General features: G+C 44.3%; 20 protein-coding genes. 5 read left to right on the forward strand and 15 right to left on the reverse strand.

The annotated features are described in order from the left end of the window. Window positions 1-236 precede the first annotated feature (236 nt). The 5 genes from QZ323_RS12780 to QZ323_RS12800 all read right to left on the reverse strand — a co-directional run bounded on the left by QZ323_RS12780 (window position 237) and on the right by QZ323_RS12800 (window position 3,203). Entirely contained in the window at window positions 237-725 is a 489-nt protein-coding gene (locus QZ323_RS12780) for a hypothetical protein (RefSeq protein WP_294635074.1), read from the reverse strand. Between the two features lie 24 nt (window positions 726-749). Beyond that, the gene (locus QZ323_RS12785; RefSeq protein WP_294635076.1) at window positions 750-1,109 is read right to left on the reverse strand and encodes a hypothetical protein; all 360 of its coding nucleotides are present in this window, start codon (window positions 1,107-1,109) and stop codon (window positions 750-752) included. A 58-nt stretch (window positions 1,110-1,167) separates the two neighbouring features. Further along, on the reverse strand, window positions 1,168-1,485 hold the full coding sequence (locus QZ323_RS12790; protein ID WP_294635077.1) for a hypothetical protein: 318 nt from the start codon (window positions 1,483-1,485) through the stop codon (window positions 1,168-1,170). Between the two features lie 385 nt (window positions 1,486-1,870). Then, window positions 1,871-2,242, reverse strand: coding sequence for a hypothetical protein (locus tag QZ323_RS12795; protein WP_294635078.1), 372 nt, complete (start codon window positions 2,240-2,242; stop codon window positions 1,871-1,873). Window positions 2,243-2,285: 43 nt separating this feature from the next. Continuing rightward, entirely contained in the window at window positions 2,286-3,203 is a 918-nt protein-coding gene (locus QZ323_RS12800; protein ID WP_294635079.1) for a WYL domain-containing protein, read from the reverse strand. Between the two features lie 152 nt (window positions 3,204-3,355). On the opposite strand from QZ323_RS12800, the gene QZ323_RS12805 reads away from it, so the two are divergent. Next, window positions 3,356-3,748, forward strand: a complete 393-nt coding sequence (locus QZ323_RS12805; protein ID WP_294635080.1) for a MerR family transcriptional regulator — start codon at window positions 3,356-3,358, stop codon at window positions 3,746-3,748. 157 nt (window positions 3,749-3,905) lie between these two features. On the opposite strand, the gene QZ323_RS12810 is transcribed toward QZ323_RS12805, so the two are convergent. From QZ323_RS12810 to QZ323_RS12835, 6 genes are all read right to left on the reverse strand, one after another. Continuing rightward, window positions 3,906-4,301, reverse strand: coding sequence for a polymer-forming cytoskeletal protein (locus QZ323_RS12810; RefSeq protein WP_294635081.1), 396 nt, complete (start codon window positions 4,299-4,301; stop codon window positions 3,906-3,908). A gap of 22 nt (window positions 4,302-4,323) precedes the next feature. After that, on the reverse strand, window positions 4,324-6,582 hold the full coding sequence (locus tag QZ323_RS12815; protein WP_294635083.1) for a RelA/SpoT family protein: 2,259 nt from the start codon (window positions 6,580-6,582) through the stop codon (window positions 4,324-4,326). A 72-nt stretch (window positions 6,583-6,654) separates the two neighbouring features. After that, window positions 6,655-7,950 carry a lytic transglycosylase domain-containing protein gene (locus QZ323_RS12820; RefSeq protein ID WP_294635084.1) on the reverse strand — a complete coding sequence of 432 codons (1,296 nt, stop codon included), beginning with the start codon at window positions 7,948-7,950 and terminating at the stop codon, window positions 6,655-6,657. A 34-nt stretch (window positions 7,951-7,984) separates the two neighbouring features. Further along, window positions 7,985-8,842 carry a DUF5683 domain-containing protein gene (locus QZ323_RS12825; protein WP_294635085.1) on the reverse strand — a complete coding sequence of 286 codons (858 nt, stop codon included), beginning with the start codon at window positions 8,840-8,842 and terminating at the stop codon, window positions 7,985-7,987. Then, on the reverse strand, window positions 8,843-9,730 hold the full coding sequence (locus QZ323_RS12830) for a ParB/RepB/Spo0J family partition protein (protein WP_294635087.1): 888 nt from the start codon (window positions 9,728-9,730) through the stop codon (window positions 8,843-8,845). A gap of 17 nt (window positions 9,731-9,747) precedes the next feature. Further along, window positions 9,748-10,512, reverse strand: a complete 765-nt coding sequence (locus QZ323_RS12835; protein ID WP_294635088.1) for an AAA family ATPase — start codon at window positions 10,510-10,512, stop codon at window positions 9,748-9,750. A 425-nt stretch (window positions 10,513-10,937) separates the two neighbouring features. Here QZ323_RS12835 and surE point away from each other — a divergent pair, with 425 nt between their 5' ends. The 3 genes from surE to QZ323_RS12850 all read left to right on the forward strand — a co-directional run bounded on the left by surE (window position 10,938) and on the right by QZ323_RS12850 (window position 13,909). Then, the gene (surE, locus tag QZ323_RS12840) at window positions 10,938-11,702 is read left to right on the forward strand and encodes a 5'/3'-nucleotidase SurE (RefSeq protein ID WP_294635089.1); all 765 of its coding nucleotides are present in this window, start codon (window positions 10,938-10,940) and stop codon (window positions 11,700-11,702) included. Window positions 11,703-11,799: 97 nt separating this feature from the next. Then, the gene (gene lpxB, locus QZ323_RS12845) at window positions 11,800-12,936 is read left to right on the forward strand and encodes a lipid-A-disaccharide synthase (protein WP_294635090.1); all 1,137 of its coding nucleotides are present in this window, start codon (window positions 11,800-11,802) and stop codon (window positions 12,934-12,936) included. Between the two features lie 211 nt (window positions 12,937-13,147). Beyond that, a complete protein-coding gene (locus QZ323_RS12850) occupies window positions 13,148-13,909 on the forward strand; it encodes a NigD-like protein (protein WP_294635092.1) in 762 nt (253 codons plus the stop codon). Window positions 13,910-14,034: 125 nt separating this feature from the next. Here QZ323_RS12850 and QZ323_RS12855 read toward each other — a convergent pair whose 3' ends face one another. The 4 genes from QZ323_RS12855 to QZ323_RS12870 form a co-directional block, all read right to left on the reverse strand. After that, window positions 14,035-14,874, reverse strand: a complete 840-nt coding sequence (locus QZ323_RS12855) for a phosphatidate cytidylyltransferase (protein WP_294635093.1) — start codon at window positions 14,872-14,874, stop codon at window positions 14,035-14,037. 105 nt (window positions 14,875-14,979) lie between these two features. Next, a complete protein-coding gene (gene ftsH / locus QZ323_RS12860) occupies window positions 14,980-17,004 on the reverse strand; it encodes an ATP-dependent zinc metalloprotease FtsH (RefSeq protein ID WP_294635094.1) in 2,025 nt (674 codons plus the stop codon). Between the two features lie 8 nt (window positions 17,005-17,012). Then, window positions 17,013-17,372: a ribosome silencing factor gene (gene rsfS / locus QZ323_RS12865; protein ID WP_294635095.1), complete on the reverse strand. Its 360-nt coding sequence runs from the start codon at window positions 17,370-17,372 to the stop codon at window positions 17,013-17,015. 94 nt (window positions 17,373-17,466) lie between these two features. Beyond that, window positions 17,467-18,399: a helix-turn-helix domain-containing protein gene (locus QZ323_RS12870; RefSeq protein WP_294635097.1), complete on the reverse strand. Its 933-nt coding sequence runs from the start codon at window positions 18,397-18,399 to the stop codon at window positions 17,467-17,469. A gap of 244 nt (window positions 18,400-18,643) precedes the next feature. Between QZ323_RS12870 and QZ323_RS12875 the strand changes: the two genes are divergently transcribed. Further along, entirely contained in the window at window positions 18,644-18,937 is a 294-nt protein-coding gene (locus tag QZ323_RS12875) for a flavodoxin (RefSeq protein ID WP_363175143.1), read from the forward strand. Window positions 18,938-19,022: the final 85 nt, after the last annotated feature.

Raw genomic sequence — 19,022 nt, forward strand, 5'->3', positions numbered from 1 at the left:
TTTTTCTTAAGGCTTGTTACACACACATTTTATAATAATAGGAGGGTAGCCCCCCCTACCTATAACTACATTTGTGTGTAACACATAAATAAGAAAAATGTGATTTTATCGATATGCCCTCTCTCCATATATATCTTATGTCTCATAACAAGTAATGTAATGCCACATAACAAATAATGTTATGCCTCATTACATTACTTGTTATGTGGCATTACATTACTTGTTATTTTGAGGTCTTATATTTTTTGGGGGGTGATGAATTTTTTCAATTTTTCCCTTACAATTTCCAGGTCTTTTTCTTGATTACGTTTGATTCTCTTTCTATTATCAAAATCAAAATCGTCATAAGAAAAGACAATCAATTCTATTCCATGTTTAGGAAGAACTTCTTTGCGCCGTTCGTCGTAAATGCGTCGTTGGATATCTCTTGTTACTCCACTTACGGTCTTTTTATTGTCGAATAGTTTTACAGATTCCGTGTGTTGCTTCTCGTTATATTCTATAACTAATTGATAATTTTCATAATACGCGTCAACCGGTAGTTTTACTCCTGTATCTCCTTTTAAGAAGTCAAATCGGTGTTGGCGCGATGCAGCCTCATTTAATATTTTATCACACAAATTGATTACATAAGTTTCGTCTTTATCCTTTTTATTGGCGTTAGACTTCTGTTTAATTTCATGGAATGCTGCTTTTGCTAAAATTTGTTCTAGGTTATTGTTCATAATACATCTTGTTTTTGGAGGTGATTATTTGATATATTGAGACATTAATTCATCTAATATCCTTTGTTTTTTTTCGTCAGATAGTTCATCTAAGCAAGACATGATGCTACTTTTTGCTTCGATAAGATCTCTGTCTTCCAATAGTCTTAAGAATAGATCTTTATCTATTTCAATTGGTTGGTATAGATATAATTTTGTATTTGGCATATCAATAAGATCTATTGACTTTGAAAGGACTTTTATAGATACAGAGTCGATAATTTTTTCTATCATGTCATACTGCTCAAGTGACTCTAAATCACTATTACTTACGATTTTTAGACTTCTATTAGTGTTACTCTCTGTATTTTCAATGCGTAGAATGAAATTTGTAGAATCTTTCATGTTATTAGAATTTTTATTGATTAAATAGATGGTAAATAAAGAATTATACAGTTTGATGCTATAATTCGTGTACTCTTACGATTAAAATGAATTCTACTCCCATTCGAATCGTAATCTTTTTATTCTGAGCTATTTCTCTAAATTTGCGGCTGTCATCAAGTGTTTTCTTTAGATCACGGGCTACTGCTGTATTTGATTTTTCAGGTACGTTTCCATTACTAATATCAAGCCGGAAGGTATATCCGGAAACTTTTCTGTTTCCACTATGTTGAAATTCTTCTGAAGATAATTTTTTTTCTGCTCCTCCTTTTTCGATAGCAGACAGAATAAAGGATAATTCCCCTTTCCAAAGATTTAAATATTTCCCTTCTCCCATGGTATTGTAGATTTGAATATGCCATTTGACTCCTTCTTATGGCAGCTTATTATAAAAAGAAAAGTGTGGAGTCACATCATTTATCGTGTTGGAGGTTCTGGTAAACCTAAATGCAAGATAAACAATATCCCCACACTTGTAATGTATATAGCTTGGATAAGTATATACAGACAAGTGATGAGCGTGATTGCTTTCCTATTGCATTTTATGAAATTTACCAGATTTCCAACACAAGGATAAAAGCTACACTTTCATCAATAAACTATGTATGTCCTAACCAGTTGGGTTTGAACTTTGCAAAACTACAAAAAGTTTATTGATTATCAAACTCAAATGGAGATATTGTATTTTCTTAGTCATCAATTCTTCTTGTTGTCATCAACTCTTATTCATCATCTATCAGTGCATCATAGATTTCGGGCGGATAGGTGATTTCATCTTCAGGGTCTGCAAGATATTCATCCAGATGTTCGTTGAAAGTATCATAATCGTTCGAGTTATTGGATACTGCATATTGCATTTTTCTTGTTACATTTTTATCAGCCGCATTTTCATGTATGGCAGGTGAGCATTGTAATTGGGATGACTCACGACTGAACTCACGTTGCGGCGGAGTAGCATTTTCATTTAGACTTTTTCCCAACTTCATTCTGTTCATGGCATCTTGATAAATATAATATCCAAAGATGATAAAAATGCAAAGTGTACCTATTCCTTTCAAGAGATTATTCTTGTCCTGGTGAGAATGGTTGCTCATGATTTTTCTATGTTTTGATGGTTATTATTTTAGGAAAAACAATTTATGGTTGTGTATTTCTTTTCAACGCTTCCTCATAAACTTTCCTCACCCGTTCGCGCAAATGTAGCGGACGGATGACTGTTAGTGAACGGCTGCGTGATAGTAGCGCCATTACGAAGTCATTAGTGATACGCAGACGCAAGCGGATGCGAAATTCTTCATCGGTGTCGACAAGTATTTCTTGCGAATGATGAAGAGGAACTGACTTCAAGAAACTGCCATCCAAAGCATCATAGCTCAGTTCGATTTCTTCCACAGGGATGTCAGCTTGGTTCCAAATGCCATAACTGTCCTTGAACAGTTCCGTAACGTCAATACCCATGTCTCGCTTGAAGGTCTCTTCGTAGTGGATTCGGAGGTCGCGGATACATTCGGCACTGAACGTTTTCAGTATATTGTCGTCATAGGCAAGAAGATACCATCTTTGCTGGTCTTCTTTCAGGTAGTGGGGAAGGACTTTCTTCTCGCGTGTCTTGCCTCCTTCGCGCACATATATATAGTTGAAACTTACCGGATGGGAGAATTTGATGGCTTTTATCAGTGTAGTAAGACATTTGCAATCCATCGGGCGATGATGTTCCGCCAATACGTATGTAGGTAGGTTGGAGGTACTGTCAATGGCATTCAGTAAATCGAAGTTTAGCAGAAGACGGTCGTACTGTTCCTCCTTCCATTCATCTTCTTCCTCGATGTAGTAACCGTTTTGCTTCTTGTCGAAACGGATACAGATGCCGAACAACTCTTTTATTTCGTTAAAGTCGCGTTGCAGGGTACGCAGATCGACAGGAGTACCGTCTCGCTCCTCCATGCGACGTGAGACGTAGAGTTCGAGTTCTTCGCGTGAAATGTATTGCCGGCAGCCTTTCAATTTATTGATGATAACCAACATTCGTTGCAGTCCTTCTAATTTTCTACCCATATCTTCTATTTATTGACGTTTTCTATAGGCAAATATAAGGCGGTTGGACGACAAAACATGTCGTTCTGAAGAAATCTTGGTGATTTATTTTCATCCTTGTGTGACGGTTTGAAAAAAGAAATCTAAATTTGCGAAAGAAAGCAAGATTTGTCATGATGAATACTGATAAGAATATGAAATTGTATTACTCCATTAGTGAGGTGGCGCAGATGTTTGATGTCAACGAGTCTCTGTTGCGTTTTTGGGAGAAAGAGTTTCCGCAGCTCTCTCCGAAGAAAGGCAGTCGGGGAGTGCGCCAATATCGCAGGGAGGATATTGAAGTGGTAAAATTGATTTATCATCTGGTGAAGGAACGCGGTATGACGTTGCCCGGTGCGCGTCAGCGGATGAAGGACAATAAGGAGAATACACTTCGCAATTTTGAAGTTGTCGATCGGTTGAAGTCCATTCGCGAAGAGTTGATGAACATGAAGAAAGCACTTGACGGATTCACTTACGATCAAGTAGAGGAGCTGAAGAAAGATATTCAGGAATTAAACAAATGAATTTGCGGATTAAATGAATGCTTATGTTTGCAATTAGAATGGATGAACATTTCCCTCCTGTCTTTTAGGTGCGGATAGAGAGTTTTAGGAATATATTCAGAAACGGTCCTTCCTATGGAGACAGGGGGGAAATGTAGTGAAAATATATATCTTTTGCCTATTTCTTGGCGGGGGCTTCCAGAAGTTTTACTTCCTGATTCATATCGTTGGTTTTGCAGCTTCCGTTGAATTTGGCTTGTGATTCTATTTCCAGTTTAGAAGTATAGATATTGCCTTGCATCACGCAGTTGGCTTTCAGTGTAAGCTCTTCTTTCACGTAGGCATCACCGATAATGGTGCCGTGCAGGCAGGCGTGCGTGCAAGTGATATTGCCGTTTACTCTTCCTTCGGGACCGATTACTATTTTTCCGCTGCATTGGATATTTCCTTCTATGGTTCCGTCAATACGCATGTCGCCGTCGATGGAACAGTCACCCTTAATGAGACTTTGGCTGGAAAGGGTGGTAAGTTTATTACTGACTTTATCGTCAGTTCCTTTTTTTGAGTTGAACATATAGTGTATCTTTTTTTGTTATTTATGCTTCTACACGAGTTACTTGCTTGATGTTCTGTATTTGTTTCAGGTTGTTACAAATGGTTTTTACATCGTCCACATCATGTACGTACAATTGGATTTTACCTTCAAAGATTCCGTCTGTCGTTTCGATGGACAGTTTGCGGATGTTTACGTTCAGTTGTCGGGAGATGACTTGAGTGACTTCGTTCAGCAATCCCACGGCATCTATACCTTTTACATATATGTCTACCAGGAAAGAGAGTTCCTTGTGGGTATCCCATTCCGTGGCGAGAATGCGATTACCGTAACTGCTCTTCAGGCGTGCGGCAACAGGGCATTGGCGCTTGTGAATGATGATTCGGTCGTTGTCGTCCAAGTAACCCAATACGTCATCGCCGGGTATGGGATGACAACATTCTGCCATGATGTATTTTTTCTGGATGTTTTCTTCCGTTAGTTTCAGGATCTGTTTCGTATTGATTTTCTCTTTTTCCTGTGATGCCTTTTCTCCTGTGTTTTCTTTGTTATCTTTGTTGCCACCGAACGAAAAGGTGAGGAATTTCTTCCAGTTGGTTCCTTGTTTTTCTTTCAGGGCGTTTTTGTCCAAGTCACCCAATATGATTTTCTTGCTGCCGATGGCGACGAACAGTTCGTCCCGGTTTTTCATGTTATGCGCCTTTACCAGTTTATCTACCAGTGCATCGTCCGGACGGAACTCTTCTTTTTGGAAGAACTCGTTTAGGAGGTTTTCGCCCTCTTTCTGATGGATTCTTTGCTCTTTACGCAGGATAGCGGCGATTTTTGCACGGGCACGAGCGGTTGTGGCAAACACTTCCCATTCCGGCTGTACACGTTGCGACTTGGAAGTCAGCACTTCAACTTGGTCACCGCTTTGCAACTTGTGGCTCAGGGGGACGAGTTTATGGTTCACTTTGGCGCCGATGCAATGACTACCGATGTCGGTGTGCAGGGAGAAGGCAAAGTCCAGCGCCGTAGCATTCTGCGGCATGGTCTTGATTTCTCCTTTGGGGGTGAATACGAATATTTCCGAGGCAAACAGGTTCAATTTGATGGTATCAAGGAAGTCTATGGCGTCCGGTTGCGGGTCTTCCAAAATCTCCTTGATGGTGCGCAGCCATTTGTCCAGCTCGCCTTCATCTTCACTTCCGCCTCCTTCTTTGTATTTCCAGTGTGCGGCAAATCCCTGTTCGGCAACATCATTCATACGTTCGCTGCGGATCTGTACTTCGATCCACTGGCCGTTGTTTCCCATGAGGGTGACGTGCAACGCTTGATAGCCGTTTGCTTTGGGATGGCTCACCCAGTCGCGCAATCGGTCGGGGTGCGGTTTGTATATTTTGGAGATGGAGACGTAGATGTCGAAGCAGTCGTTTAGTTCTTCGTCCATGTTGCGTGGTTCGAAGATGATGCGTACGGCAAGCAGGTCGTAGATTTCTTCGAAAGGAACGTGCTTGGTTTGCATCTTGTTCCAAATGGAATAGATGGACTTGACGCGTGCAAGAATGCGGTATTTCATTCCCATCTTGTCCAGTTGGGCACGGATGGGGGCGGTGAATTCCTTGAACACCTTGTCGCGTTCGGTAGCTGTGGCAGCCAGTTTCTCTTCTATTTCCTGATACTCTTCAGGGTGTTCGTATTTGAAACTCAGGTTTTCCAGTTCGGTCTTTATTTTGTAGAGTCCGAGGCGGTTGGCAAGCGGGGCATAGATGTATAGGGTCTCGCCTGCAATCTTATACTGCTTGTTGGGAAGCATGGAGCCTAACGTACGCATATTGTGCAGGCGGTCTGCTATTTTTATGAGGATCACGCGTATGTCATCGGACATGGTCAGCAACAGTTTCTTGAAGTTCTCTGCTTGTGCCGAGGCGCGGTCGCCGAAGATTCCGCCGGATATTTTGGTCAGACCGTCCACGATTTGGGCGATTTTCGGACCGAAGATATTCTCAATATCCTCTACGGTATAGTCTGTATCTTCTACTACATCATGCAGCAGGGCGGCACAGATAGATGTAGATCCCAGGCCGATTTCGGTGCATACAATCTTTGCCACGGCAATCGGGTGCATGATATAGGGCTCGCCTGAGCGGCGTTTGATACCTTTGTGTGCCTGGTTGGCAAAATTGAATGCCTTTGTAATGATTTCGACACGCTTGCGGTGTTTGGTTGCCAGATAGTCGTTCAACAGTTGCTGGAAAGCCTGTTCTATCATTTCTTCTTCGACAAGCTCTTTGTTTTTCTGGCTGACATTCTCTTCCATAACCTGTTCTCCTTATTTTGTTCTGTTATTGCAAAAGTAGCTAATTTTCGATACCGTGCAAGCGTTTACCGCTTATTTATATATCTTCAGTCGTTTTCCGGCAGAAATGTTGGTGTTACGCAGTCCGTTCCAGCTCTGAAGTTGCTTGACGGTGACGCCGTAGCGTCGGGCGATTGAACCCAGCGTTTCGCCGCTGCGGATCTTATGATATGTCAGGTTTCCGCTACCTGTTGTGGTGCGGCGTGTTGTAGGAATACCCACTGTCCGGCGATTTTTGAACAGTTCGTCGGCACGATGGGAGTAGATGGTATCTTGCTGATCAATGAATGTGCTGATGTACTTCAAGGGCAGGCGGAGGGTTTGCGGTTTGCTTTCTCCGGGGATAATGTTCTTTTTGTATTGTGGGTTGAGACTTTTCAACTCTTCCAGATTGACGCCGCAGAGGTCGACAAGCTGTTCAAAGTGCAGGTTCTTGGTCACCTGCACAGTGTCGGTAGCATTAGGAATGCTGGTCTCCATCGGGCAGATGTTGTGCTTGCAGTAGTAGGTCATTGCGTAGTTGGCGGCGATGAATGCGGGCACATATCCCCGTGTTTCCTTAGGTAGGAAGTTATAGATTTCCCAATAATCGGTTTTCCCACCGGCGCGGCGTATGGCTTTGTTGATAGTTCCCGGTCCGCAGTTGTAGGCGGCGATGACTAGGTTCCAATCCCGATAGATGTCATACAAGTCTTTCAGATAGCGTGCGGCTGCCCAAGTGGACTTTATTGGGTCATAGCGTTCGTCGACGAGGCTGTTGCTTTCCAGGCCGTACATCTTTCCGGTAGCGAGCATGAATTGCCACAATCCGGAGGCACCTACACGCGACCTTGCCGAGGGGTTAAGGGCGGATTCGATGATGGGCAGGTATTTGAGTTCGAGCGGCAGGGCGTAGGCATCCAGTGCTTCTTCAAAGATGGGCATGTAGAAGTTGCAGGCACTCAGCATGAATGCTACGTTGTTGCGCAGACGTCCAGTGTACATGTCGATAAATTTGCGCACGATTTCGTTGTAAGGCATTTCCATTACGGCAGGAATGCGCCCGAGGCGATCGATGTAGACCGAATCGTTGAAGAACGGATTTTCGGTGGAAGTGCTGCAATCTTTGCTTAGGTCGATATAATTTCTAGCTTTCCAGTCGCTGAGCAGGCTGTCCAGCGGGTAGGTCATGCTTTGGGGGAGTTCGATGCTTTCTTGCCGCTCGGTCCCGTTGTTGCGTATGAGCACGTCAACACTTTCTTGTGCTTGGGCATGGAAGCCGAAAAGTGCCAGGCAAAACAAGAGTGGAGTGGTTATAAACTTTTTCATATTGACAGATTTCTTTTTCATTTGCGATTCTTCTTTATTCTAACAGGTTGGGTTATTAAAAGCGGAAACTGCATTGCAGCCCGACAGACTTGTTGGAGATGCCGGTGTTGTATCCCTGATATGAATTGTTGATGACGGCAGGCTCTATTCTCATGCTAAGATCCGGGGTGATGTCGAAGTTGGACAGTTCGGCATCGACATAGGCGTCGATCACGGAGAATAGGTAGACGCCTATGAAAGCGAAGATACTCAGGTCGCGGTATCGCCGGTAGGTATCTTTTCGCTTCCGCAAGGTCTCCGTCAGTTGGCTTTTTGAGACGCGGTCTATGTATCCGGGAGGCAGAAGATTATTGATGCTGCTTGCTTCCCAGTTTTCGTTGGAAGCGTCTTTGTAGGCTTGCATATAGTCTTTGTACATGTTGCTGTTCCATGTCAGTGCGTAGGCGCAACCGGCAAATCCTCCGTAGATGATGGGGAGTTTCCAGTATTTACGGTTGTAGATTTGCCCTCCTCCGGGAATTACGAGTGCGAGCCAAGTTGCTTTGGTCGGATTGGGGATGAAGACTTTCTTGTTGATGACTTCATGCAGGCTGTCCGTGGATACAGGTGTGGTTTGCGGTATGGGGTTTGAGGTCATTTCCAACAAGTGTTTTTTGTTTTCGGCAGCTATGCTGTCTGCCATGGCGAGCGAGTCGGCAGCAGTGTCCGGTTGCAGGCGTGAGGAGGCTTGCGGGTTCAGGCTGTCTGCCGATATAGGCATAAGCCTTTGCAGAGAGTCGGCCTGCAGTTGCTTTTGTTGCCGTTTGGCGGCGGCGCGCGGACGGTCCTGTCCATACAAGGCAATCCCTGCTGCCTGCATGAAGCAGAGTAGCAGGGCTATGCACCATTGATATGTTCTGTATTCTTTCGTCATTTATTTCTTCAAAGTATCAAGTATGCCGATAATACGTTCCAGTTCCTCTTCATTGTTGAACGGTATGCTGATCTTTCCTTTGCCTTTCTCCGAACAGGTCAGTTGCACTTTGGCGTTGAAAAAGCCGGACAGTTGCTGCTTGAGCATGTTGAATTCTTCCGGCAGCTTGGCGCGTTTTGGAGCGATCTTTCGTCCGCCGCTTTTCACGGCTTCGCCTTCGCTCAGCGATTTCACGATTTCCTCCACCTTGCGTACGGAGTATCCTTGTTCGATGATTTCTTCGAAGATCTTCACCTGCAACTTGGGGTCGCCAAGGGTGACGAGTGCGCGGGCATGTCCCATGTCTATCTGCTTGTTTTGCAGAGCTATCTGTATGGGAGCAGGTAGCTTCAGCAGTCGTAGGTAGTTGGCTATGGTGGTCCGTTTCTTGCCTACACGTTCGCTGAGGCGTTCCTGCGTGAGGCCGTATTGCTCAAGCAAGTGCTGGTAGGCGAGTGCTATTTCCACGGAGTTCAGGTCTTCGCGTTGGATGTTTTCGATGAGTGCCATTTCCATGACATTCTCATCATCGGCAGTGCGGATATAGGCGGGGATACTTTTCAGTCCTGCCATCAGTGAGGCGCGGAAACGTCTTTCTCCGGCAATGATCTGATATTCGTCGTCTGCCAGTTGGCGGAGGGTGACGGGCTGTATGATGCCTATTTCGGCAATAGAGTCGGCAAGCTCCTGAAGGGCAGTCTCGTCAAACTCCCGACGTGGCTGGTTGGGGTTGACTGAGATTTTCGACAGTTCTATTTCATTGATGGAAGAGGAGCCTTCGGTCTGCACTTCGTCCATGGAGAGCAGTGCGTCCAGTCCGCGTCCTAATACATTTCTTTTTTGTGCCATAGTTCTTTGTTTATTAGTTAGTTGTTACGGCTTATCAGTTCTTTGGCAAGCGCCATGTGGTTTTTGGCTCCGGTGGAATCTGCGTCATACAGAATGGTGGGCAGCCCGTAGCTTGGAGCTTCGCTTAGTTTGACGTTGCGTTGGATGACGGTATTGAACACCAATTCTTGGAAATGGCGTTTCACTTCGTCGTAAATCTGGTTAGCCTGGCGCAGGCGCGAGTCGTACATGGTCAACAGGAAACCTTCAATTTCGAGTGCCGGATTTAGTTTCGACTTGATGATTTTGATGGTATTCAGCAGTTTGCTGATACCTTCCAGTGCAAAATATTCTGCTTGTACGGGGATTATCACCGAATCGGCTGCGGTGAGTGCGTTGATGGTGATCAGACCCAGCGACGGAGAGCAGTCTATCAGGATATAATCGAACTCCTCCTTCAGGGGAGCGAGTACTTCTTTCAAGATCTTCTCTCTGTTTTTCAGGTTGAGCATCTCTATTTCGGCACCTACCAAGTTGATGTGGGAGGATATCACTTTCAGTGTATCAATCTCCGTGTCGTGGATAGCCTCGCGTACGTCAGCCTGTTCGACAATGCATTCGTAGATTGTGCATTCGGCCTGCTTGATGTCAACACCCAGTCCGGAGGAGGCATTTGCCTGTGGATCTGCATCTACTACGAGCACTTTCTTTTCCAGCGTGGCAAGGGAAGCTGCGAGGTTAATCGTAGTCGTTGTTTTTCCTACACCACCTTTTTGATTTGCCAAAGCAATAATTTTTCCCATATTCTTAGTGTTTAGTGGCAGCGAAATAAGTGATAATTCCGTATTGTGCCTACTAAAAAAGAGAAAGATTGCAAAAACTGTTGATAAGTCGCCTGTTTTGTTAATAACTTCAAGCCGTCGGAATTTCTTTCGGCTCTTTCGGGGCGCTTTCGTCATTCTCTTGTTTAGGTCACAAATATACGTAATAATATTGAATTGAGATGCCTTTTTTGCCTCGCTTGCAGAAGATTAAGATTTGTTTTGAGCTTTGCCGTCTGCGGCAATAATACGGATGGCGGGGCGTTTCTTTATTTTCCTATGATGTCTTAAGATAGGATTATGTGCCGGATAAGATCGCATCTTTTACAGTAATTATGGTTTATCCAGGTACGTAATCTTTCCATTTTTCCTATTTTTGCAGAAGAAAAACAAGATGAACATAGATTATGGAAAATCAGAAGCCTTTGATATTGATTTCCAATGATGACGGCATCATTGCGAAAGGTATTAGTGAGTTGGTAAAATATCTCCGTCCGTTGGGCGAGATTGTAGTGATGGCACCTGATGCACCCCGTTCAGGCAGTGCGGGAGCAATGACTGTGACTGAGCCGATTCACTACCAATTGGTGCGTAAGGATGTAGGAGTGACGACTTACAAATGTTCCGGCACTCCGGTGGATTGCGTTAAACTTGCCTTTCATACCGTGCTCGACCGCAAACCTGACTTGGTAGTCGGTGGCATCAATCATGGAGATAATTCGGCTGTAAACGTCCACTACTCCGGTACGATGGGAGTCGTGATTGAAGGTTGCCTGAAAGGAGTGCCTTCCATCGGATTCTCCCTTTGCAGTCACGAACCGAATGCCGACTTTGAACCTGCCGGACCCTACATCCGCGATATTGTACGCAAGGTTTTGGAGAAAGGGCTTCCCCCGTTGACTTGTCTGAATGTGAATTTTCCCGACACGAAAGAACTGAAGGGAGTAAAGATCTGCACGCAGTCCGAAGGGCAGTGGATCAATGAATGGGAGAACTTCGCACACCGTGGAGACTCACATTACTACTGGCTGACTGGAGAATTCAGAAATACCGACCCCGATAATGAGAAGAATGACCATTGGGCACTCGACAACGGATATGTAGCCATTACTCCGGTGAAGGTTGATGTTACGGCATACGAACTAATTGACGAACTGAAAACATGGTTCTAACAGGAGTTGAGAGTGGAGAATCGAGAGTGGAAACTTGCTGTTCGGCAATTTTTTTACTTCCCTTTTTTTACTCTAGACTTCATAATTTTTCAGTTTTATGAAGTATTATTTGATAGCCGGTGAGGCTTCCGGCGATTTGCATGCATCCCATCTGATGTCCGCCCTGAAGGTGGAAGACCCGCAGGCAGAATTCCGGTTTTTCGGGGGCGACCTGATGGCAGCGGTAGGTGGAACGTTGGTGAAGCACTATAAAGAGTTGGCATACATGGGATTCATTCCGGTTCTTCTGCATTTGCGCACCATCTTCGCCAATATGAAACGTTGCAAAGAAGACATTGTGGCTTGGCAACCGGATGTCGTTATATTGGTGGATTATCCGGGATTTAATCTCAACATAGCCCAATATCTGCATGCCAAGACGCCAATCCCCGTCTACTATTACATTTCGCCGAAGATATGGGTATGGAAGGAGTACCGCATCAAGAATATCAAGCGCGATGTAGACGAACTCTTCTCTATCTTGCCGTTTGAAGTGGAATTTTTCGAAGGAAAACACCACTACCCGATACACTACATCGGTAATCCTACCGTGGATGAAGTAACTGCTTTTCGTGCCGGACATCCCGAAATATATGAGGACTTTGTACACGAAAACAACTTGGAGCCTAAACCTATTATCGCCTTGCTGGCAGGCAGTCGAAAGCAGGAAATCAAGGATAACCTGCCGGATATGCTTCGTGCTGCATCTGCTTTTCCGGAATATCAACTGGTTTTGGCCGGTGCTCCCGGCATCACTCCCGACTATTACCGGAAATATATAGGCGATGCAAAGGTGAAGATTCTTTTCGGGCAGACCTACCGCTTGTTACAGCAAGCCGAAGCGGCTTTGGTCACCTCAGGAACGGCGACCTTGGAGACTGCTCTGTTCCGTGTACCGCAGGCTGTATGCTATCATACACCGATAGGAAAGGTGATCTCTTTCCTCCGGCGCCATATACTGAAGGTGCGATATATATCTTTGGTGAATCTCATTGCCGATCGCGAAGTTGTGAAAGAGTTAGTTGCCGACACAATGACTGTCGGGCAGATCCGTGCCGAACTCGAACGTATATTATATAATAAGGTGTACCGCCGTCAGATGCTCGATGGTTACGACTACATGGCTTCGCGCTTGGGTGATGCAGGTGCTCCGAAACGTGCGGCGCAAGAGATGGTGCGTCTGTTGCGAAAGTGAAAAAGGCATAAGCAGAGTGTACGGATATGGAATTTTAAGAGTTAAGAAGTGAGGGGAAGTTGACTTTTTTATGCAAGCTTTCGGATAAATATTCGTAATTCATAAAATAGTTAAAAGGTATAAAGCCAATGCAGTATAATCCGTTTTTTTGCATTTTATGGTCAGAATATAAAAATGAAGTTTAACTAATAAAATGAAAAAGACTTTGATTATGAGAAAATTAAATTGGCTATTTATGGCGATGTGTCTGGCTGTATTGCCATTCTTGCAGTCGTGTGACGATTCTGATGGATATTCTATCGGCGATTTTTCTTATCCTAATTGGGCAACTGTGCGTGTGACAGGGAATGCTTTCTATCTGGACAGTGACACTTGGGGAACGCTATGGCCCATCAACACCAACATGGGCTGGTATGAACCGGTAGACGGACAGCGTCTGATAACCGTATTCAATCCTATCTCCGACAACTATGGAGAGTATGATCATGCTGTGAAGATAGAGAGAATCTGGCATGCCCTGACAAAGAGTGTGGAAGCCTTGACGGATGAAAACGAGGCGGAATATGGTAATGATCCGGTTTATATCTTTAAAGGCGACATCACCATCAGCGGCGGCTATATGAATATTATATTTATGCAAAATCTGCCGTCAAAGCCTGATACAAAGCATCGTATCAGCCTGGTGCAGCGTTCGGAAACGGCAGTAAATCCTTTGGATGAAGCTGTTGAAGAGGATGGATATATCCATTTGGAGCTTCGTTACAATAACTATGATGACTTGAGCGGCGTTCGTGCGCCCGGCTTGGTTTCTTTCAATTTGAAAGAGCTGAATATAACTTCCGAAACAAAAGGTATCAAGCTGAAGTTGAATTCCGAGGTGAACAATGAAGTTGAAGTCGTCTTTGAGAAGCAGACAGATAATGTAACAAAAGCGATTTCTGATTACGATTTCTCGAAAATGCAGTTGAGATAAGCGAGGATTTAGAATTTAGGAAGGAGTTATCAGGAGTTATTCAGTCGATAGTTTATTAAGGAGTTATCGGAGGGGTTTCCCCACTGATAACTCCTTTCCTTTTTTAATCAACATTGATATCTATTTTAGATCAGCGTCAATATATATAAGTAAACTACTGCCGCCGGAATTGCCATCAAAGCACTATCGAAGCGGTCGAGCATACCACCGTGTCCCGGCAAAATATTTCCTGAGTCCTTGATTCCCAATTGACGTTTCATGAGTGATTCGGTCAAATCTCCCCATGTTCCGAAAATGACAACCACTAGTGCTAACCCTGCCCATTGCAGTACAGAGAGGAACGGGAAATAATGTGCGAACACGAATGCAGAGGCAATAGCAAAAATACCGCCACCAATACTTCCTTCCCATGACTTCTTGGGAGATATACGTTCAAACAGACGGTGCTTGCCAATCAACGAACCTACACAATACGCCCCCGTGTCGCTCAACCAGATGAACACGAATATGGACAACGGCAGGATAGGATTGTAGGTCACACTGCTTACTGTCGGATTATATTGGAATGCCAATACATTGAGTAGTGCAAACGGCAAGGCTACATATAGTTGGCTCAACATGGAAAACGCCCAGTTTCCGATTGGATTTTTCTTCTTCAGATACAACTCCGTAATCATCAGATAAAGCAATAATGCCAGATAGGGTAGGAACACTTCTGCCCCAATAGTAGACTGGCAGAATCCCATTACAGCCAAGAAGAGATAGGCCCCTCCCAATGCCGTAATCATTTTGTTGATTTCTGCTTCGCCCTTTTGGTTGATCAGATGGGAAAATTCATGCACGCTCAGTGCGCCGATAATGGCAAATAAGATACCGAATGAAAGGGGGCTGCACAGGATGCAGCCCACCAATACTGCTACGAATAACACACCTGTTATGGCGCGTTGTATAAAATTGTTTTTCACGGTTATTCCGTTTATTTGGATTCTATAATATCTTTAAGACGGATGTCCTGTTCTTGTTTGGGTGTGCCTTGCTTAGCGAGGCACACGTATATCACAGGTACTTTCTTATCCTTTCACATTGTTTTCTTCTTCCGCCTTTACTTCTTTCTCGCTTTCCGTTGCTGCTTGGGCAGTCTCTTCTTCCAGTTGTTTCAGCTCTTCCGATTGCTTGTTGGCACTGATCTCTTCAGATCGGGAAGCCCAAGGGCGCTTTCCGAAGATCGCTTCCACATCTTCAGCAAAGATAACTTCCTTGTCAATCAGCAATTGTGCCAGTTTATTGTGTCCTTCCTTATGTTCGGACAATATCTGTTTGGCACGTTCATACTGCTCATTCACCATTTTCTTCACCTCTTCGTCAATCAGTTCGGCAGTCTTTTCGCTGTAAGGTCGGTTGAAAGAGTACTCATCGTTGTTGTAATAACATAAGTTTGGCAACTTCTCGCTCATGCCTAAGTAAGCAATCATGCCGTATGCTTGTTTGGTTACACGCTCAAGGTCGTTCATTGCACCCGTTGAGATGCGTCCCAAGAACAAGTCTTCGGCGGCGCGTCCGCCCAGTGTGGCACACATTTCATCAAGCATTTGCTCTTTAGTCGTAATCTGACGCTCTTCGGGCAGGTACCATGCTGCACCTAATGCGCGTCCGCGCGGTACGATAGTTACCTTGATCAGCGGGTTGGCATATTCCAATAACCAGGATATAGAAGCGTGTCCGGCTTCGTGGATAGCGATAGAACGGCGCTCTGCTTCAGTTGTAATCTTCGTTTTCTTCTCCAGACCACCCACGATACGGTCTACGGCATCAAGGAAATCTTGTTTGCCTACGAACTTCTTTCCGTGACGTGCGGCAATCAGTGCGGCTTCGTTGCAGACATTGGCTATATCGGCACCTGAGAATCCCGGTGTCTGACGTGACAGCAGGTCTACATCTACCGTATCATCTATCTTGATGGGGCGGAGGTGTACGCCGAATACTTCTTTGCGTTCGTTAAGGTCGGGCAAGTCTACATGGATTTGTCGGTCGAAACGTCCGGCACGCAACAAAGCCTTGTCAAGAACATCTACACGGTTGGTTGCTGCCAGAATGATTACTCCACTGTTGGAACCGAAACCGTCCATTTCGGTTAACAATTGGTTCAATGTATTTTCGCGTTCATCATTACCTCCCATTGCAGCAGCTTTGGCACGGGCACGACCCACTGCATCAATTTCATCGATGAACACAATGCAAGGAGCCTTTTCCTTTGCCTGACGGAACAGGTCGCGTACACGCGAAGCACCTACACCGACAAACATTTCGACGAAGTCTGAACCTGCCAATGAGAAGAACGGTACATTCGCTTCGCCCGCTACAGCTTTGGCAAGCAGTGTTTTACCAGTTCCCGGAGGACCTACCAGCAATGCTCCTTTAGGTATCTTGCCTCCCAAGTCGGTATACTTCTGCGGTTGTTTCAGAAATTCTACAATCTCTTCCACTTCCTGTTTGGCTTCGGCAAGACCGGCGACATCTTTGAACGTAACTTTCACCGGAGTACCTTTTTCAAACAACTGTGCACGCGACTTGCCTACATTGAATATGCTGCCGCCACCTGCTCCTCCGCCACCACTCAGACGTCTTGACATGAAAAGCCAAAAACCGATCAGCACTGCGATAGGCAGAATTTGCCACATGATAATGCCGAAATAATTTCTTTTCTTCTCATAATTGATAGAACCGTCGAAATGCTGTTCACTTTTCTCTTTTTCCAAAAAGTCGCCCAGACTTTCGCGTGAAGGGGCTTCGGTGGTGATCATCGGATTCTTTCCGACACGGTTGGAGTCTGCCTGAAATACGTTTTTCACATATTGAGGCTTGATGTATGCTTCTACCGAATTGTCATCATAACCGATAATCTTGCTTGTATAGCCATTACGCACGTATTGCTGGAATTCGTCGTAAGATACCATTTTACTATTTGTGGTGTTTTCATTGGTGAACCACAGTCCTAAAAGCATCATGGTTATGATCATATACAGCCAGTTCAGATTGAACTTGGGCATATTCACTTTATTGGGCTTTTTGTTTGCGTTATTGTTTCTATTATCCATAAGGCTTATTAATCAATATCAGGAATTTGAGTTAATTTGGCATCGGCCCAAAGGTGTTCCAGATTATAGAATTCTCTTGCTTCGGGCAGAAACACGTGAACCAGTACATCGGAATAATCCATGGCTACCCATTCGGCATTGCGTAGGCCGTCTATTGCAAACGGTTTGCAATCTGCTCCTTTGCGGGCAAATTCTTTCACGGATTCTACAATGGCGGTTACTTGGCTGGGAGAGTTCCCTTGGCAAATGACGAGAAAATTGCAGATAGTATCGCTTATATTAGAAAGATCTGCAATAACAATTTTCTTTCCTTTTTTATCTTGTATGCCTTCAGTTATTTGTTGAATGAGTTTCTTTGTTTCGTTCATTACTTTCTATTAATGTTAAATGGTTGACAAATATACAGTGAATTATCATATCAAACACTTAAAAGGGAAAAACTCTTTCATTTTTTGATTTTTTTTAGGTATATATCTCTTTGTCATACGTTATCTTAGAGGATTTCTCCCTGTATTCGTTCGGTACCATGCCTGTTACTTTCTTGAACAATCGGGTGAAATGTTGCGGATATTGAAAGCCCAGTTCGTAGGCCACTTGTGCGATGGAATACTTCGGATCCAGCACTCTTTCTTTGGCAATGTCTATCAGTTTGAACTGAATGTGTTCCTGTGCAGTCTTTCCAGTCTCCTTTTTTATCAGGTCGCCGAAGTAATTGGCTGAAAGGCATAGTTCGGAGGCACACAGTTTGACGGTAGGAAGTCCTTCATGCTTGGCTTTTCCGCTTTCGAAATAGTTGTCGAGTAGTGATTCGAAACGGGTCAGTATGTCGTTGTTTACGTGTTCGCGCGTGATGAATTGCCGCTCGTAGAAGCGCAGGCAATAATCTAAGAGTAATTCGATATTGGTGGAGATGAGTCGGCGGCTTAAGCGGTCGATGGCGTGTCTCAGTTCGTGGCTGATTTTATGGAGGCAGTCAATGAATATTTCTCGTTCTTTTAGTGAGAGGTGTAATGCTTCGTTGACTTCATACGAGAAGTAGGTGTATTCCTTGATATGACTGCCGAGGGACGTGCCGCGAATCAGGTCGGGATGGAAGCACAATGCCCATCCTTTGGGTTGAAAAACTTCGCCGTTGTCTTCAATGCCAATGACCTGCCCTGGTGCGATACATACGACTGTTCCTTCCTGATAGTCGTAATACTGTCGTCCGTAGATCATATCACCGCATTTCACTTCTTTTAAAAATATAGTATAGAAACTGAATGTGTAGCGTGAATGCCGCATAGGATTAGCTTTCGACAGATCGATGACGCTGACCAGGGGATGTCGGGTTTCCATGTCGAGTAGGTTGTTATATTCGGCAATAGTTTCTATATGAGATATATTCTTCTCCATGAATGTTTCCGGTTTATATTAGTAACATATATAAATGATTGGCAATGCAAAAATAATGCTTTCCGGCTATCTGTCAATGCATCAGGCTATATAAACAGTAATTAAGGTAATTCAATCTGTAATACATTTAATTTCTGTTCGGTCTGTTCCGCTTAATTTTGCAACCAAAACCAATAAATGGAGATTATGAATAAGAAACAATTCATAGGCGGGAGCGCGTCCTCTTGTTAAAGAAGACATTGCCGTGGCAGATTATGATATCGTGTTTATCGGTTATCCGAACTGGTGGGGTGATATGCCGATGCCTGTTTATACGTTTATAGAAAAACATAGCTGGGCTGGTAAGATGATCATACCGTTTTGCACTCATGAGGGGAGTGGGCTTTCGGGCACGGAAAAGTACATAGCCAATGCATGTAAAAGGGCTATGGTAGAAAAAGGATTTGCCATCAGGGGAGCCATCGCACAAAGCAAGCAGGATGAAGCAAGAAAATCGGTATTGTCGTGGCTCGAAAAATGTTCACGTTTGTGTCGCTAAACCTTAGCTTTGTCATGCCAGACCTTAGCTTTGTCATGCTAAACCTTAGCTTTGATCAGATAGAAGTTTGTGTACATGACTACTA

Origin of the sequence: uncultured Bacteroides sp. (genome assembly GCF_910585845.1) — a bacterium.
Classification (GTDB): Bacteria; Bacteroidota; Bacteroidia; order Bacteroidales; family Bacteroidaceae; genus Bacteroides.

Bases quoted from the DNA above. Each gene is read 5' to 3' on its own strand.
- QZ323_RS12780 (WP_294635074.1), bottom strand. From the start codon at position 725: ATGAACAATAACCTAGAACAAATTTTAGCAAAAGCAGCATTCCATGAA.
- QZ323_RS12785 (WP_294635076.1), bottom strand. From the start codon at position 1,109: ATGAAAGATTCTACAAATTTCATTCTACGCATTGAAAATACAGAGAGT.
- QZ323_RS12790 (WP_294635077.1), bottom strand. From the start codon at position 1,485: ATGGGAGAAGGGAAATATTTAAATCTTTGGAAAGGGGAATTATCCTTT.
- QZ323_RS12795 (WP_294635078.1), bottom strand. From the start codon at position 2,242: ATGAGCAACCATTCTCACCAGGACAAGAATAATCTCTTGAAAGGAATA.
- QZ323_RS12800 (WP_294635079.1), bottom strand. From the start codon at position 3,203: ATGGGTAGAAAATTAGAAGGACTGCAACGAATGTTGGTTATCATCAAT.
- QZ323_RS12805 (WP_294635080.1), top strand. From the start codon at position 3,356: ATGATGAATACTGATAAGAATATGAAATTGTATTACTCCATTAGTGAG.
- QZ323_RS12810 (WP_294635081.1), bottom strand. From the start codon at position 4,301: ATGTTCAACTCAAAAAAAGGAACTGACGATAAAGTCAGTAATAAACTT.
- QZ323_RS12815 (WP_294635083.1), bottom strand. From the start codon at position 6,582: ATGGAAGAGAATGTCAGCCAGAAAAACAAAGAGCTTGTCGAAGAAGAA.
- QZ323_RS12820 (WP_294635084.1), bottom strand. From the start codon at position 7,950: ATGAAAAAGAAATCTGTCAATATGAAAAAGTTTATAACCACTCCACTC.
- QZ323_RS12825 (WP_294635085.1), bottom strand. From the start codon at position 8,842: ATGACGAAAGAATACAGAACATATCAATGGTGCATAGCCCTGCTACTC.
- QZ323_RS12830 (WP_294635087.1), bottom strand. From the start codon at position 9,730: ATGGCACAAAAAAGAAATGTATTAGGACGCGGACTGGACGCACTGCTC.
- QZ323_RS12835 (WP_294635088.1), bottom strand. From the start codon at position 10,512: ATGGGAAAAATTATTGCTTTGGCAAATCAAAAAGGTGGTGTAGGAAAA.
- surE (WP_294635089.1), top strand. From the start codon at position 10,938: ATGGAAAATCAGAAGCCTTTGATATTGATTTCCAATGATGACGGCATC.
- lpxB (WP_294635090.1), top strand. From the start codon at position 11,800: ATGAAGTATTATTTGATAGCCGGTGAGGCTTCCGGCGATTTGCATGCA.
- QZ323_RS12850 (WP_294635092.1), top strand. From the start codon at position 13,148: ATGAGAAAATTAAATTGGCTATTTATGGCGATGTGTCTGGCTGTATTG.
- ftsH (WP_294635094.1), bottom strand. From the start codon at position 17,004: ATGGATAATAGAAACAATAACGCAAACAAAAAGCCCAATAAAGTGAAT.
- rsfS (WP_294635095.1), bottom strand. From the start codon at position 17,372: ATGAACGAAACAAAGAAACTCATTCAACAAATAACTGAAGGCATACAA.
- QZ323_RS12870 (WP_294635097.1), bottom strand. From the start codon at position 18,399: ATGGAGAAGAATATATCTCATATAGAAACTATTGCCGAATATAACAAC.